We start from the raw sequence: 14,623 nt of genomic DNA on the forward strand, positions 1-14,623 counted from the left end.
TTCTTAAATAATTTATATATACATTATTTATAACAAATAAACAAACATAAAGTAAAATCAAGCCATGAAGGATTCTTTAGAAAAATTCTTATTAGAATTATCTGTTTTTTTATCTTCATTGTCTGAATTTACAAACTCTTTCTCACTGAATGCATTCTCTATATCATATTTAGTAAGAGTTAATGTATTGCCTTTTACTCCGTCTAAATTGAAAAGTATATTAACCATTGCTGTTTCTACTATACTTTTTAAAGATCTTGCACCCATATTCATGCTGGAAGCCTTATCAACTATAAAGTTAATTGCTTCTGCAGTTACTACTAGCTTCTTACCTATACTTTTGAAAAATTCAGTATATTTTATAATAGGAGATTCTGAAGTTTTTGTCAAGATATCTTTCAAATTTTCTTTAGTAAGATCATTTAATGTTACTATTATAGGTATTCTTCCTATAAACTCAGGTATCATACCGTATTTCTCTATATCTTTAACATCAACCTGACTTAATATCCTATTTTTCTGCAGTTTATTTATAACAGCATTAGAACCGAAACCTAAACTGCTTTCACCCTTCAAACGCATCTTAATGATATCATCAAGACCTACAAAAGCACCTCCGAATATAAACAATATATTTTTAGTATTCATTAGTATTCCATCGCTTGAATGCATCATTCTTCTGTCGCCGAATTCAGGTACTCTTATATCCTCACCATTCATCATAGAAAGAAGAGCTTCCTGTACGGCTTTATCTGAAGGATTACCTGTAGTTGATTGATGAGCATCTGCCTTTGCTATCTTATCAACCTCATCTAAAAATACTATACCATGCTGGGCTTTCTCCAAATCTCCATTAGCTTTTCTATAAAGATTATAAAGAACTACCTCTACATCATCACCCACATAACCTGTTTCTGTAAGTGTGGTAACATCTGCACGGGCAAAAGGAAGTCCCAATATATCTGCCAATGTTTTTACTAAATAAGTTTTTCCAACTCCTGTAGGCCCTATCATAAGAATATTTGATCTGAATGGTATATCTTTATTGCCATTTATTCTCAAACAATGCAAATAAGCATGCACAGCTAATGCTTTTTTTGCCTCGTCCTGACCTATAACTGTTTTATCTAATTGAGCTACTATTTCCTTAGGAGTTAAAATATATGATTCGGAAGATTTTCGTTTACCTCCTATTTTGTTTTCTAATGAAATCTTCTTTATAGCCTCTCCGCTGCTCATTATACTTTCTATCACATTATAATTATCTTTTTCTAAAAATGCGAATATCACTTTAGAATTTATAAATGTTATTAATGTATTTGTGATTTCAAGTATGCCGCTGCTTGGATAAGGTTCATGAGATAAATTGAATATACCGCTTGATATCAATTTACTATTATTATCAAAATAATGGTACTTATTTATATATATATCATTATTTAATGTAATAAGCTCTAATATTCTTCTAACAGATATTGCAGACATAGAATCGCCGTAAATAGTATAAACCAATACGGAATATAAAATAAATCTCTCATCTAAATCTAAATTTTTATCTGAAATAAATCTTTCTATATTAAAATTATACTTTTTGAAAGTGGATATTTTTCTTACATCTGTTTTAAGAGAATTTATAAGTATTTCAACTTCATTGCTGTTATTGGCTATTTTCTCATTATTAGACATCATTTCATCATCATAACCTAAAGCCCTATCAATATTGCTTGAAAGTCTTCTAGTCATGTCATTTCTGTCTGATATTAAATTCAATGTATAAACTATCTTTGTAACTATTTCAAAATATGCCCTAAAAGCATCTTCTCTGTTAGCATAAGATGATTTTTTTTCTTCTTTTTCTATACTGCTAGGTTCATTTTCCTGCTTTTTTTTCTTCATAGCAAAAGCTCTCCTAATTAAATAACATTACCTATTAAATCATATTCTGTATTATGAGTAACAGTAACTTGCACTATATCGCCAATATTTATATTATTATTAGTATTTTCATTATAAACTTCAACATATCCATCAACTTCAGGAGCATCGTATATGCTTCTGCCTATAAATTTATTATCATCTTCTTTTTTCTCTATCAATACATCTATAGTTCTTCCTATAAATCTCTCTAATCTTTTTTCGGACACCTCTATAGCTGCTCTCATAAGTTTTTCTCTAAGCATTAATTTTCTGTTTCTGCTCAATTTAGGTTTATCTATAAGCAAAGCCTTAGTATTCTCCTCTTCTGAATAAGTGAATACCCCTACTCTATCAAGCTTAGCATTTCTTACAAACTTTATTAACTTTTTAAATGATTCAGGTGTCTCTCCGGGAAATCCTACTATCAAAGAAGTTCTTATAACAGCATCATTATTATAGCTTCTTATTTTATCTATCATTTCTCTATAAAATTTATAGCTTCTCGTGCCTCTGTTCATATCTTTTAATATATCTTTATCAACATGCTGCAAAGGTATATCAAAATAAGGAACAACTTTATCAGTATTAAAAAATGATTCTATTATCTCATCATTCAAAACAACAGGATTCTGATATAATACTCTTATCCATTGAATGCCTTCGACTTTTGAAAGGGCTTTAAGCAAATCTGGTAAGGCTAATTTATTGTATATATCATATCCGTAAAAAGTTGTTTCCTGAGCTATTAAATTGATTTCTTTAGCTCCGTTTTTAGCATAATTCTCAGCCTCTTTTACTATATCCTCAATCTTTCTGCTTCTATGATCTCCCCTTATTCCCGGTATAGCACAAAAACTGCAGTTTGCATGACATCCATCGCTTATTCTTATATAAACGCTATACTTAGTACCTGTATTTACTCTATCTCCATACTCTTTATATTCAGTATTTTCTTTAGCATCATGAAAACCATCTTCTTCTACGGCTTTTAATATATTTTCTAAATCATATATGCCTATAGCCGAATCAACTTCTTTGAACATCTCAAGAAAATTTTCTTTATATCTCTCACTCATACAGCCTGATACTATCAATCTCTTACATTTTCCGTATTTTTTATACATAGAATGATCGAATATAGCATCAATAGATTCTTTCTTTGAATCCTCTATAAAAGCACAAGTATTTATAACTATAATATCTGCATCTTCCGGATTATTGGTAATATTAAAGCCTTTTTTCTGTAATATGGCTAATATATGCTCTCCATCAACCGTATTCTTCTCGCATCCTAAACTATGTAAATATATATTTTGCAAATTAAATTTCCTTTTTAATATTAAATTATGATACTATACTGCAAAAATATTCAAATATTAAATAAATAATTACTTAGTATCTGACATAATAAGATTATATCTAGTAGAATCATTCAAATTCTTAACCCATTTTATAGTCTTATTAACAGTTTCTCCTGCAGCACCTACATTAATGATTTTTCCATTAACTTTTACTACAACCTCGCCCGCATTACCTATAGTAAGCATAACAACATCTTTAGCTTCCAAATATAATGTTTTACCGCTTAAAAGGTTAGTAGTAGCTGGTCTGTTTGAATCTATAAAATATCTTATATATACAAAATGCTTAGCAGTTATCTCTATTCTTATATCTACTTTTTCAGTATCTTGTTCTATATAAGTTTCTCCATTTATCACAAGTAAATTTGTAGATACAGTGTCATTATAATTTGTAGTATTCATAGCAGCAGATTCTATATCATTGGTATAACCTGTATTAACCATCTGATTTTCTTCAAGTTTTTCCATTTCTACAGTAGCTGAATTATCATAAACTTCTATAACACTTATCTTAAAATCATTTATTCCATTGCCATTTAAATCCAATATTATAGGACTGCTTTTAGAGAAAGATAAATCCTGTCCGTTAATATTAATATGAAGCACATTACCTATAGTATTAAATTTGATTGTAGCTGATATTCCAAGAGGCTTAAAATATATAATATCCCCTGATTTAACACTTTGCTTAGCCTTACTGTCAACTATATTTTTTGATATTTCAACTTCATTTCTGTTTTGTCTTTTATTGTTTGAAGGGAATATAAATCCTGTTATATTCTTCCAATTAAATACTATAACTGCTATAACAACTATAATAGCAAGTATAATGATGACTGTAGGTATTATAGATTTATTTTTATTTCTTAATTTATATAAATCTCTCCTTGCCATAAATAACAAATCAGCTTCAGCACGATTATTAGTATTAGTATTTTTATTTTTTTTATTTGTTTCTTTTATAGTTTTTTCTTCATGCTTCTCTGTATTTATAACATCTTTAAGAGATTCTTTTGTATTAGTTTCTTTTACTGGTTCCTTATTAATTTCTTGTTCTTTATTATCTTTACCATCATTAATATCTTTATTGTCTTTAACTTCTTTTACAGGCTCTTTATTTTTCTTAATATTTTTAATAGCTTTACCGCTTTTCAATAAATCCTGTTCAGATTTGATGCCGTTTTTCTGCAAGTTATATCTTTCAAGCACCATATCAGCATCTAATGACAATTTATCACTTAAATTCTTTATAAAGCCTTTTACATATATTTCCCCAGGAAGAACATCAAACTCCTCATTTTCTAAAGCCTTTATAAATTTAGCAACTATATGAGTAGTAGCCTCAAGTTCTTCTATAGTAAGCCCTTTCTTTTCTCTAGCATTTTTTAATATTTGACCTATAGTTTCCATATAAATCCTTAAAATTAATTGTTAGGCACTAAACCATCTTTAAGCACCTGCATATTTTCTGATATTTCCGGTTCAAAATCCTTATTATTATCTTCATATTTAGGATTGTATCTGATAGATGTAAATAAATACTCAACCGGAACATTAGTAGTTGTTATTCCTAATATTCTTATAATCATTCCTGTATTATCAACCCATAAATGTATCTTTGTAAATCCTGTTCTGTCTACACTAGCCTGTTTTGAAGTTAAAAGCATATGATAAGCCCTTCTGGTATCATTTGCTGCATAAGAACTGTTATATTTAGCTATACCTAGTTCGGAATCCTTGAAACTATTTAAAGATACCAATTCTCTCTCATTATAAAAATCTATATTAAATTTAGTTGTAAGTCTCATAATTCCTTCAGGAGTATATATAGCACCAGAATCACCATAATTTAATTTCTGCTCTGCTACAACATTATTTTTTGGAAATATTATCCATAAAGTTTCACCATTACAGTATATAGACTGTCCGTTTCCCCCGCTTGAATATTCCATTCTAAACAAATTAGGATTTTTAGTTATAACTCTACCATAAGAAATTCTCTCGCCATTTCTCTCTACAAAACTAGCTGAAAAACCTTTTATAGTTGAAAATCTATTAGATATCATACTAACAACTTTTTCAGGAGTCATTATCTGTGAATAGGCTTGAACGCTTAGCAATATAATAAACAATACAATTTTTTTCATAAATTAATTTTCTTTCCTTAAAAATGTTAAACTTTAGCTTAATTTTTTACTAATATTATATGATATAATAAAAATCTATAAAAAACAAGTATTTTATTTTTTTATTTAAAACAAATAAATTCACACTCGTTTTTTATAAAAAATGCGTATAAATTTTAATTTTTTTTATAAAATATATACTTTTTAATATTTATAGGAACTATATATTACTTCACATTAATGACTTATTTAAAATAAAAAGTATATTTTAAATACATGAAAAATTATTAAATACATTCACATTATAAAATTATATATGTGAATTACAAAGGGAGATATATGAAAATAAACAATACAATATACAATATGAAAAAATCAAGAAGTATATATAGCAATAGAAGTGCCGTAATACAAAACGATGAAGAGATAGTGCTTTTACTTGGAAATGAAATGAGAAAAGAAAATACTGTAGATGTTGATACTGCTGTATATTTATCTCTGCCGAGTTTTCTAAGGCTATATGATACACTCAAAGAAAAGGTTGATAAATTTAGAGAAGGAGGAAATCTAATATAAATTAATAAAAAGGAGTAATTTATGGAAAAAAATATTATAAAAAACAGTATAAAAGAATACTATATAAATAATGATAAAAATATAATACTGGTAATAGAAAAAGATATTAATGCAAGCGTATATAATGAACTTTATAATGTATTAAATAGGGTTTTAGAAAATCATGCCAAAAATATCATTATACATTTAAGAAACAATACTAAATATATAATATCAAATGCCATATATTTAATGCTTGAAGTTCAAAAGGTATTGGAATTCAGGGGAGGAAATCTAATATTAACCGGTTTAAATGAATATTCAAAATGGTCTTTAAAATCATTAGAAGCTCATGAAAAAGTGAAAATACATGATGATATACAAAATGCTATAAAAGAAATAAAAGCATCATAAAATCATAATACAATAAAAAAATAAGCAGGGATTTTTAATATCCTTGCTTATTTTATATAAATTAATATATTAAAGAGATTACTTTCTATTTGTTAATATAGCATTTACAAAATCAGTATAGTTTATATTCTGCAAATTATAAACATGTAAAAAGCCATTAGTAGCCATTATACTTGAAGCTATAGAAGATCTGTTTCCGCTTCTGCAGTATACTATATATTCTTTATTTTTATCTAAAAGATCTATTTTACTTTTGAAATCAGTATTAAGAACATCAATATTTATAGAATTAGGAGCACTTCCTCCCATATATTCCTCAGGAGTTCTTACATCTAATAAAACTAAATTAGTTGATTTACTCATTAAATCCAATGCTTTTTTCAAATTGATATTATCATAAGGTTTTTTAGAGCATGAAAATATAAATAACAATGATAGTGAAATAATAAAATATAATAATTGTTTTTTCATATTCATAGTTCCTTTAAATTATCCGAATATTATGTTAATAACTATAATATTATATTTAAACATTTTGTCAAACAATTTTATTGATAAAGTAATTATTTTTTATTTTTTAATTACTATTACTGTTTATATAATATAGTATAATTTGTTTTGCGGATAATGTAATGATAAAAAAAATCTATTGTTTATTAGTTTTAATTATGTTATTATTATCTTGTGCTGATAAAAAAGAAACAGATAATAAAAATTCTATAAAAGTTATGGAAGATGATGAATATATAAAAAATGTTATGAAGGATTCTTCCAAATAATTGGAAAAAACCATGTTTATAAATCAAAATATTAAAGCATACCTATGCACATTTTTCAGTATATTAATGTGGGGTATCACTTTTATTTCAACAAAAATATTATTAAGAGATTTCTCACCTATAGAGATACTTTTCAGCAGATTCTTATTAGGATTTGCTTTATTATTTATAATATATCCTAAAAATAATAAAATATATTCAAAGAAAGAAGAAATGTTATTTGCTGTTACAGGATTAAGCGGAATAACACTTTATTATTTATTTGAAAATATAGCATTGAATTATTCTTTGGCATCAAACGTTGGTATTTTAGTTGCTATAGGGCCATTATTTACAGGAATATTCGCTTCAATATTTTTAAAAGAAAAATTAAAAATCAATTTCTTTGTAGGATTCATATTTGCAATAATTGGAATAGCTGTAATAACATTTAATGGAAAGTTTATATTAAAAATAAATCCTATAGGAGATATATTTGCTATATTAGCTGCAGTTATGTGGGGCATATATTCTGTATTAGTAAAAAAAATTGCAGATTTAGGTCATAATTCAGTTTTAATAACTAAAAAGACTTTTATGTATGGAATAATATTTATGCTGCCTGTTATGTTATTTATGGGATTTGATGTAAATATAAATGATTATTTAAAGCCCGTAAACTTGATTAACTTTTTATTTTTATCTTTCATAGCATGCACTTTATGCTTTATAACTTGGGCTTATGCAACAAAAATATTAGGAGCTGTAAAAACTAACACATATATATACTTCATACCAATAATAACTTTAATAACTTCAAAAATAGTTTTAGATGAAAATATTACTCTATTTGCTATTATAGGAATAATTTTTATATTATTAGGAGTTATAATATCTCAGGCAAATATTTCATTTAAAAAGATGAATAAAATAAATACAAAAAAGATAATGAATAATCAATGATATTTATTTTTTCTTAGCAGATTTTTTTTCTTTACTCTTTTCTTTATTGTCTTTATATTCATTTTTGAAATAATCGCAGTACTGAGATACTGTGCATTTTGAGCATAATGGAGAAATAGGCTTGCATAAATTTTGTCCGTAAACAACTAAAGTATCATTATAAACTCTCCAGTATTCTTTAGGAAGTTTATCTCTTAATGCAAACTCTGTTTCTTCAGGAGTTTTTGTACTTACATAACCGAATCTATTTGATATTCTATGCACATGAGTATCAACACATATACCATCTTTATCAAAGGCTTCTGTTACTACCAAATTAGCAACCTTTCTTCCAACACCTTTAAGCTTCAAAAGCTCATCTATTTCATCAGGTACTTGTCCTTTAAAATCATCTATTATCATTTGAGAAACTTCTAATATATTTTTAGCCTTCACTTTATAAAAGCCGACAGGATATATTAACTTTGCTATTTCTTCTTCACTAAGTTTAAGCATATCTTTAGGATTTCCAGCTTTCTCAAATAATCTCATAGAAGCATCTCTAGTTGTAGGGTCTTTTGTTCTAAGGGAAAGCATTGTTGATATTAAAATTTTATAAGCATCTCTGTTTGTTAATATTTTTATTTCAGTTACAACAGGCATAGGCATTTCTTTTGTAACTTTAGTAAGCTCTTTCATTATTGGATGAATATCATTATCATTCATAAAATATATCCTCTATGCAATTCTATCAATATCATATAATTATTTATTAAACAAATACCAAAATTTAGAATCCTCTTTAATAAAAGGCTTAAGCTCTAAATATGTAAATTCAATTTCTATAATACCATGAGCATAATCAGCAATCTTATATAAAGGCCAAATAAATGATATTCCGGATGGAGTTACATCATAAACTTCGCTAAGTTCAATAGAATAAAAATCAAAAAAATCTTTTTCTGTAAAATTCCTAAGCAGCTTAGTTCTCATCAAATTAATTAATTCTCTATCATTTTTATTTTTTACTAGCTCTGATAAACTTAAACCTACTCTTTCACCTGTTGAAATTAAATACATAGCAGGCACAGCATTATATATACCATGCATTCCGCCTGTATAAGAATAGTTATATACGGTAAAGGATATTAGTCTTTCATCTAAATAAGCAACATTTATTTCTTTTATTACATTAAAATCTTCATCATTTTGATGTGATTTTTTCCAAACATTATATTCATCAATAATAGCATTATTAAGTATATATGCTATTCTATTTGTATTTAATGATTTTATACCATCAACATCTAAAGAAATTCTATCTAAATTATTAAGATTTTTTTCATTTTTTATTATAATAGCATCCTTACTTGATTCAAATTTTCTGCCATTATCTAAACTAAATTTTAATGATGAATTGATAATATCTAAAGTATTTAAAGGATAAGATTCATCTTTATAAAATGAAAAATCATATTTATTTTCTCTGTCATAAGATGTCCATTCCCCTGAAAAAAATACATCATTAGAAACTATTCCATTAAAATATCCTGTTATACGGTTATTAACTTTTTCTTCAATATATAATTTATTTTGATCGATATGTCCTTTTATATCTATGAATTGATTTATAGTTTTATAATGATATCTTCCAAACACATTTGTTTCATTCATTATATTGAAATACATAGTTATCTCTGAATCTCCAATACTTCCCTTACACATATAAAAATTTATAAGAGAAATTTTAGGCTGCTGAGAAAATAAAATATTTGAATAAAAAACAAATAGTAATATATAAAAAAGTTTAAATATCTTCAAATCATTATGCTCTTTTAAATTATTTAATAATAAATTATTATATATTTTTTGAAAAAATAAAACAAGAACAATACTAATATAGTATTGAATATAAAATATAATATATAATTAAATTTACTTAGCTACATAATTAACTATTCTAGCAAATTTATCAGCAACTAAAGATGCACCGCCAACCAAAGCACCATCTATATTAGGCATATTAAGCAAATCATCAGCATTTTTCTCATTAACACTTCCGCCGTAAAGTATAATCATACCTTCAGCAACAGAGTCATTATAAAGAGATTTTAAAGTTTCTCTAATAGTTTTATGTACATCATCTGCATCTTGAGGAGTAGCAGTTTTTCCTGTACCAATAGCCCAAACAGGCTCATAAGCTATAACAACTTTTTTAGCTTCAGCTTCGCTCAAACCTTTGAATGCTTCTTTAGTTTGAGTGCTTACTATATCAGAAGTGATGCCTTTTTCTCTTTCTTCTAAATGTTCTCCTACACATAAAACAGGTATAAGATTTTTATCTAAAGCTCTTTTTACCTTTTTATTAATAAGTTCATCTTTCTCACCGAATATATCACGGCATTCAGAGTGTCCTATAATAACATATTCACATCCTACAGCTAAAAGCATATCAGCAGAAATCTGTCCTGTGAAAGCACCTTTTTCCTCAAAATATAAATTCTGAGCACCTAATTTGATATTAGTTCCTTTAATAGCATTATGAACATCACTTAAACAAGTAAATGTAGGAGCTATCATAATATCTCTGTCTTTAACATCTTTAACTAAACCTTTCAAACTATTAACTAATTCTAAGGCTTCTTTATTGGAATTATTCATTTTCCAATTACCTGCTATAAGTTTTTTTCTAGCCATTTTAATTCTCCTAAATTTATATTAATTATCTTTTAATAATTTGCTAACTTCTTTAAAACAAGGAACTTTACAATGTTCTATATGACCGAATATTACCATCTCAGTATTTACAATATTTGCACCAAGTTTTCTCATTTGTTCTAAAGCTATTTCTTTATTTTCTTTTGTTCTAGAAGTACAAGCATCAGCAACTACATATACATTATAACCATTTTCAAGCAAATGCACAACACTATAATATACACATACATGAGTTTCTATACCAAAAATAACTATATTCTTTTTATTTAATTTATTAAATTCTTCTACAAAATCTTCTGCCCCAAATATGCTAAAATATTCCTTAGCAAATAATTTGCAATTTTTAGGAAAAACAATTCTTTCATCAGTATGACCAAGACCTTTAGGATATTGTTCTGTAGCTAGAACAGGTATATTATGCATATCAGCAACTCTAAAAAGCATATTAGTATTTTTGATAACAGATTCTGCATCATAAACAGCAGTTGTTAATTTACCCTGCTCATCTATACATATATACAAAGTATCATCTTTATTGATTAGAGGTTGTTTCATTAATCTCATAAATAACTCCTTAATATAATTTTAATACAAATTATATTGTAAAATAAAAAAAAATACAATAAAAAAAGGGGAAACTCTTAAAGTTTCCCCTTAATCTATTAATTAGTCTTTTATTTCCAAACTAATTTAATTATTGAGCTTGTTCTTGAGCAGCACCAGCACCTGTATCAGCAGCAGCGCCTTGATCAGCAGCAGCACCGTCACCTATACGTCTTTGTTCAAGCTCTCTTAATTCAGCTTGCTCACGTATTCTAGCAGCTTCGATAGCTTGTTTTCTATCGTTTTCTGTTTTTAATAACTGCCAAGTAGCTTCATCATCGATATCTTCTTCGAAATCAACAACTACTACATCGTACTCAATTGTTACGTCTTTAACGTAAGTGATGAAATCTCCGCCTTTAGTATCTTTAGTTCTATAGAAACCTAAAGAATCTAATTTAACAGAAGGGATCATTCTAGGATAAAGAGGTTCTCTTACTAATACTCTGTCGCGAACATTAGGTAAGTATTCTCTGTTTTCCCATCTTACTTGTCTCCAACCATTGAAGTAAACAGTACCCATTGGATAAGATTTTAAAGCACCAAATTCATTTTGTAAGTTTACAAAGTAGCTAACTAAATAGTTGCGGCCATAAACCCAAGAACTTATAGATTTAATTTCGCCAACGTTATGTATAACACCTTTACCTTCTGTATATTTTGTACCGTCGTTGCCGCCATACATTTCAAGTTCAAATACTGGTTTTACTAAAGCATAACTGTTCCAAGCTGCTAATGGGAAATGTACTCTTATACCAAGAACTTTACCTGCTTCCCAAGCACCATTGTTACCTTTACTGTCTACGTTAGTAACATAAGAATTTCTGCGATTCTCTGTTAATCTAGCAGATTCATTCAACCATACTACCCAGTTATCATTATAAAGATTTTCTGCAACTGGAACTACTTCATTTGTATCACCTTCTCCAGCTTGTAAGTTATCAGCATTACCTGTTAAAGCAAAATCAATCAAAGTTGAGTTTGTTAAACCGTAAGCAGATGCAGCGATAAAAATGGAAGTTAATACTACGAATAACTTTTTCATAATTTATTGCACTCCTTGTACTAATTAATAAGCATAATAATACAACTTTTATACACTAAATTTCTTAATTTGTCAAGCAAATTTAATCAAAAAAATAAATCATTATTTGACATTATCTGTTATTAATGTAGAATCTAATGAAAAAATGTAATTATGTAAATTAAAAAAGAGGTTTATACTATGGCTGACAAGAAATCGCAAACTAAAACTATAAAACCGCCTATATTATTTTCTAAAACTCAGGAAATTATTAATAAAATAAAAAAACAATTAGATGCTCCTTTACTTGCTTATTGGAATTCCAATGGCGGAAGCGTATGTCAGAATGATGTAATTGTACTTTCTGATATTCTTAAACATATAGGAAAATGTGATAAAATATACTTTTTTATAAAAAGTTCAGGCGGAAGCGGACAGGCATCTTTAAGAATAGTACATTTGCTTAGACAGTCTTGCAAAAAAGTCATAGCATTACTGCCTTTAGAAGCGGCAAGTGCAGCTACTATGCTTTGTTTAGGTGCTGATGAAATACAAATGGGACCTTTAGCATTTATAACAGCTGTAGATACCTCTCTTCAGCATGAATTATCCCCTGTAAATAAGGATAATAGCCTTGTATATGTAAGTCAGGACGAGTTAGCTAGGGTTATAAAGCTATGGAAAGAACAGTCAAATAACAATGATAATAATCCTTATGAGCATATATACAAATATATACACCCTTTAGTTTTAGGTGCTGTTGACAGAGCTTCAAGTCTATCAATAAAGCTATGCAAAGACATTTTATCGTATCATATGAAAGATCAAAAATTAATAGATGAAATATCAAATTCTCTTAATTCAGCTTATCCTTCACATAATTACCCTATCACTATAAGAGAGGCTAAAAAATTAGGTCTTAATGTAAAAGAGATGGATGATAAATTAAATGAATCATTAATGTCATTAAATGAATATTATTCAGAAATGGGTCAGAAATCATGTACTGATTATGATGAGATAAACTATCATGACAATGAAATATTAAATATACATGAAGGAAGCGGAATACAAATATATTATCAAGAGGATAAAGATTGGCATTATAGAGTTGAAGAAAGAAGATGGATACCTATGAATGACAATAGTTCTTGGATAAAAAATAGTTTAATAAACGGAAAGCAAAACAGAAGTAAATTTCATATTAGATGATATGGATTAAATCATTGATTCAAATTTACTTATAACTTCCTTAGGTTTTATTACTTCACGGCATTCAAATGTTTCTAATTTACATTTTTTTCCGCCGCATATACAAGCAGGATTATCCGGCTTTTTTTCTATAATGTGACTATTAATACCGATTGGAGAATTCTGATATGCCGGTGTTGCAAAATATAATGCTAAAGTAGGTATTCCAACTATAGAAGCAATATGCATAGCCCCTGAATCATTGCCTATAAAACCATCGCATAAACTCAATATTGCTGCTATCATATCTAAAGACATATAAGGTATTATAGGCTCTTTTAAAAGCATTACTGATATTTTATCGGATATCTCTTTTTCATTGGGAGTGGTAATAAATAAAGTTAAAGCATCATACTGGTTTGATAAATAATTAGCAACTTCTGCAAAATATTCTTCTCTCCAAATTTTTCCAATACTGTTAGTAGCACCTATTCCATAAGCAAATATTTTTTTATTCTCTGGGTTCACAGTTTTTAAATAATCTTTTGCCTTATTTAATACCTCATCTTTTATCTTTAATGTAATATTAGGTCTTTCTTCATTTATTCCAATAGCTTTAAGTAAATTAACATAATAATCTGAAGTATGAATCCATCTTACCTCTTTTCTAGCAACGGCTTTTGTAAGCATAAAATTTCTATAATCAGCTTTATAACCTATACGCATTTTTATACCATGTCCGAATACTCTAAAAGCACTTTCAAATGAATTAGGAAAAATCAAAGCGGCATCAAAATTGTATTTTCTTAATTTTGGAAATCTTTTCAATTCTATATAGTCATCAATTAAATCAGTAACAGTAAAAATACCTAACATAGATTTTTTTGCCATTACAGTAATTTTTATGCCTTCATATTTTTCTTTTATTAAATGAATTGCAGGCATTGACATAATTATATCTCCAAGCCAATTAGGAGAATGTATAAGTAAGTTTCTAATATTTTCCATAAATAA

At 27.3% G+C, this 14,623-nt stretch carries 16 protein-coding genes; 5 read left to right on the forward strand and 11 right to left on the reverse strand.

All coding sequences use genetic code 11. From position 1 onward, the window contains the following. Positions 1-57: 57 nt before the first annotated feature. From clpX to Q0K19_RS03110, 4 genes are all read right to left on the reverse strand, one after another. Positions 58-1,896, reverse strand: a complete 1,839-nt coding sequence (gene clpX, locus Q0K19_RS03095; protein WP_297245190.1) for an ATP-dependent Clp protease ATP-binding subunit ClpX — start codon at positions 1,894-1,896, stop codon at positions 58-60. Positions 1,897-1,913: 17 nt separating this feature from the next. After that, positions 1,914-3,236: a 30S ribosomal protein S12 methylthiotransferase RimO gene (gene rimO / locus Q0K19_RS03100; RefSeq protein ID WP_297245192.1), complete on the reverse strand. Its 1,323-nt coding sequence runs from the start codon at positions 3,234-3,236 to the stop codon at positions 1,914-1,916. A 69-nt stretch (positions 3,237-3,305) separates the two neighbouring features. Then, positions 3,306-4,688, reverse strand: a complete 1,383-nt coding sequence (locus Q0K19_RS03105) for a helix-turn-helix domain-containing protein (RefSeq protein ID WP_297245195.1) — start codon at positions 4,686-4,688, stop codon at positions 3,306-3,308. Between the two features lie 14 nt (positions 4,689-4,702). Then, positions 4,703-5,425 (reverse strand): outer membrane lipoprotein carrier protein LolA, encoded by a 723-nt coding sequence (locus Q0K19_RS03110; protein ID WP_297245197.1) that lies wholly within the window; start codon positions 5,423-5,425, stop codon positions 4,703-4,705. 318 nt (positions 5,426-5,743) lie between these two features. On the opposite strand from Q0K19_RS03110, the gene Q0K19_RS03115 reads away from it, so the two are divergent. Further along, a complete protein-coding gene (locus Q0K19_RS03115; RefSeq protein ID WP_297245199.1) occupies positions 5,744-5,980 on the forward strand; it encodes a DUF3467 domain-containing protein in 237 nt (78 codons plus the stop codon). 21 nt (positions 5,981-6,001) lie between these two features. Beyond that, positions 6,002-6,373, forward strand: coding sequence for an STAS domain-containing protein (locus Q0K19_RS03120; protein WP_297245201.1), 372 nt, complete (start codon positions 6,002-6,004; stop codon positions 6,371-6,373). Positions 6,374-6,451: 78 nt separating this feature from the next. Here the strand turns inward: Q0K19_RS03120 and Q0K19_RS03125 are convergent, their stop codons facing one another. After that, complete coding sequence (locus Q0K19_RS03125) at positions 6,452-6,844, reverse strand: rhodanese-like domain-containing protein (RefSeq protein WP_297245203.1); 393 nt, start codon at positions 6,842-6,844, stop codon at positions 6,452-6,454. Positions 6,845-7,005: 161 nt separating this feature from the next. On the opposite strand from Q0K19_RS03125, the gene Q0K19_RS03130 reads away from it, so the two are divergent. Together Q0K19_RS03130 and Q0K19_RS03135 are read left to right on the forward strand one after the other, a co-directional pair. Further along, on the forward strand, positions 7,006-7,152 hold the full coding sequence (locus tag Q0K19_RS03130; protein WP_297245204.1) for a hypothetical protein: 147 nt from the start codon (positions 7,006-7,008) through the stop codon (positions 7,150-7,152). Between the two features lie 12 nt (positions 7,153-7,164). After that, entirely contained in the window at positions 7,165-8,094 is a 930-nt protein-coding gene (locus Q0K19_RS03135; protein WP_297245206.1) for a DMT family transporter, read from the forward strand. Between the two features lie 3 nt (positions 8,095-8,097). Here Q0K19_RS03135 and nth read toward each other — a convergent pair whose 3' ends face one another. The 5 genes from nth to Q0K19_RS03160 all read right to left on the reverse strand — a co-directional run bounded on the left by nth (position 8,098) and on the right by Q0K19_RS03160 (position 12,439). Beyond that, a complete protein-coding gene (nth, locus tag Q0K19_RS03140; protein ID WP_297245208.1) occupies positions 8,098-8,799 on the reverse strand; it encodes an endonuclease III in 702 nt (233 codons plus the stop codon). A gap of 39 nt (positions 8,800-8,838) precedes the next feature. Further along, a complete protein-coding gene (locus Q0K19_RS03145) occupies positions 8,839-9,762 on the reverse strand; it encodes a DUF4163 domain-containing protein (protein WP_297245210.1) in 924 nt (307 codons plus the stop codon). A 246-nt stretch (positions 9,763-10,008) separates the two neighbouring features. Then, on the reverse strand, positions 10,009-10,770 hold the full coding sequence (tpiA, locus tag Q0K19_RS03150) for a triose-phosphate isomerase (protein ID WP_048595196.1): 762 nt from the start codon (positions 10,768-10,770) through the stop codon (positions 10,009-10,011). Positions 10,771-10,791: 21 nt separating this feature from the next. Further along, the gene (locus Q0K19_RS03155) at positions 10,792-11,355 is read right to left on the reverse strand and encodes an isochorismatase family protein (RefSeq protein WP_297245215.1); all 564 of its coding nucleotides are present in this window, start codon (positions 11,353-11,355) and stop codon (positions 10,792-10,794) included. A 130-nt stretch (positions 11,356-11,485) separates the two neighbouring features. After that, on the reverse strand, positions 11,486-12,439 hold the full coding sequence (locus Q0K19_RS03160) for a flagellar filament outer layer protein FlaA (protein ID WP_297245217.1): 954 nt from the start codon (positions 12,437-12,439) through the stop codon (positions 11,486-11,488). Positions 12,440-12,619: 180 nt separating this feature from the next. On the opposite strand from Q0K19_RS03160, the gene Q0K19_RS03165 reads away from it, so the two are divergent. Further along, on the forward strand, positions 12,620-13,630 hold the full coding sequence (locus Q0K19_RS03165) for a hypothetical protein (RefSeq protein ID WP_297245219.1): 1,011 nt from the start codon (positions 12,620-12,622) through the stop codon (positions 13,628-13,630). Positions 13,631-13,636: 6 nt separating this feature from the next. On the opposite strand, the gene Q0K19_RS03170 is transcribed toward Q0K19_RS03165, so the two are convergent. Then, a complete protein-coding gene (locus Q0K19_RS03170; protein ID WP_297245221.1) occupies positions 13,637-14,617 on the reverse strand; it encodes a glycosyltransferase family 9 protein in 981 nt (326 codons plus the stop codon). Positions 14,618-14,623: the final 6 nt, after the last annotated feature.

Source organism: uncultured Brachyspira sp., from assembly GCF_944393015.1.
GTDB lineage: Bacteria > Spirochaetota > Brachyspiria > Brachyspirales > Brachyspiraceae > Brachyspira.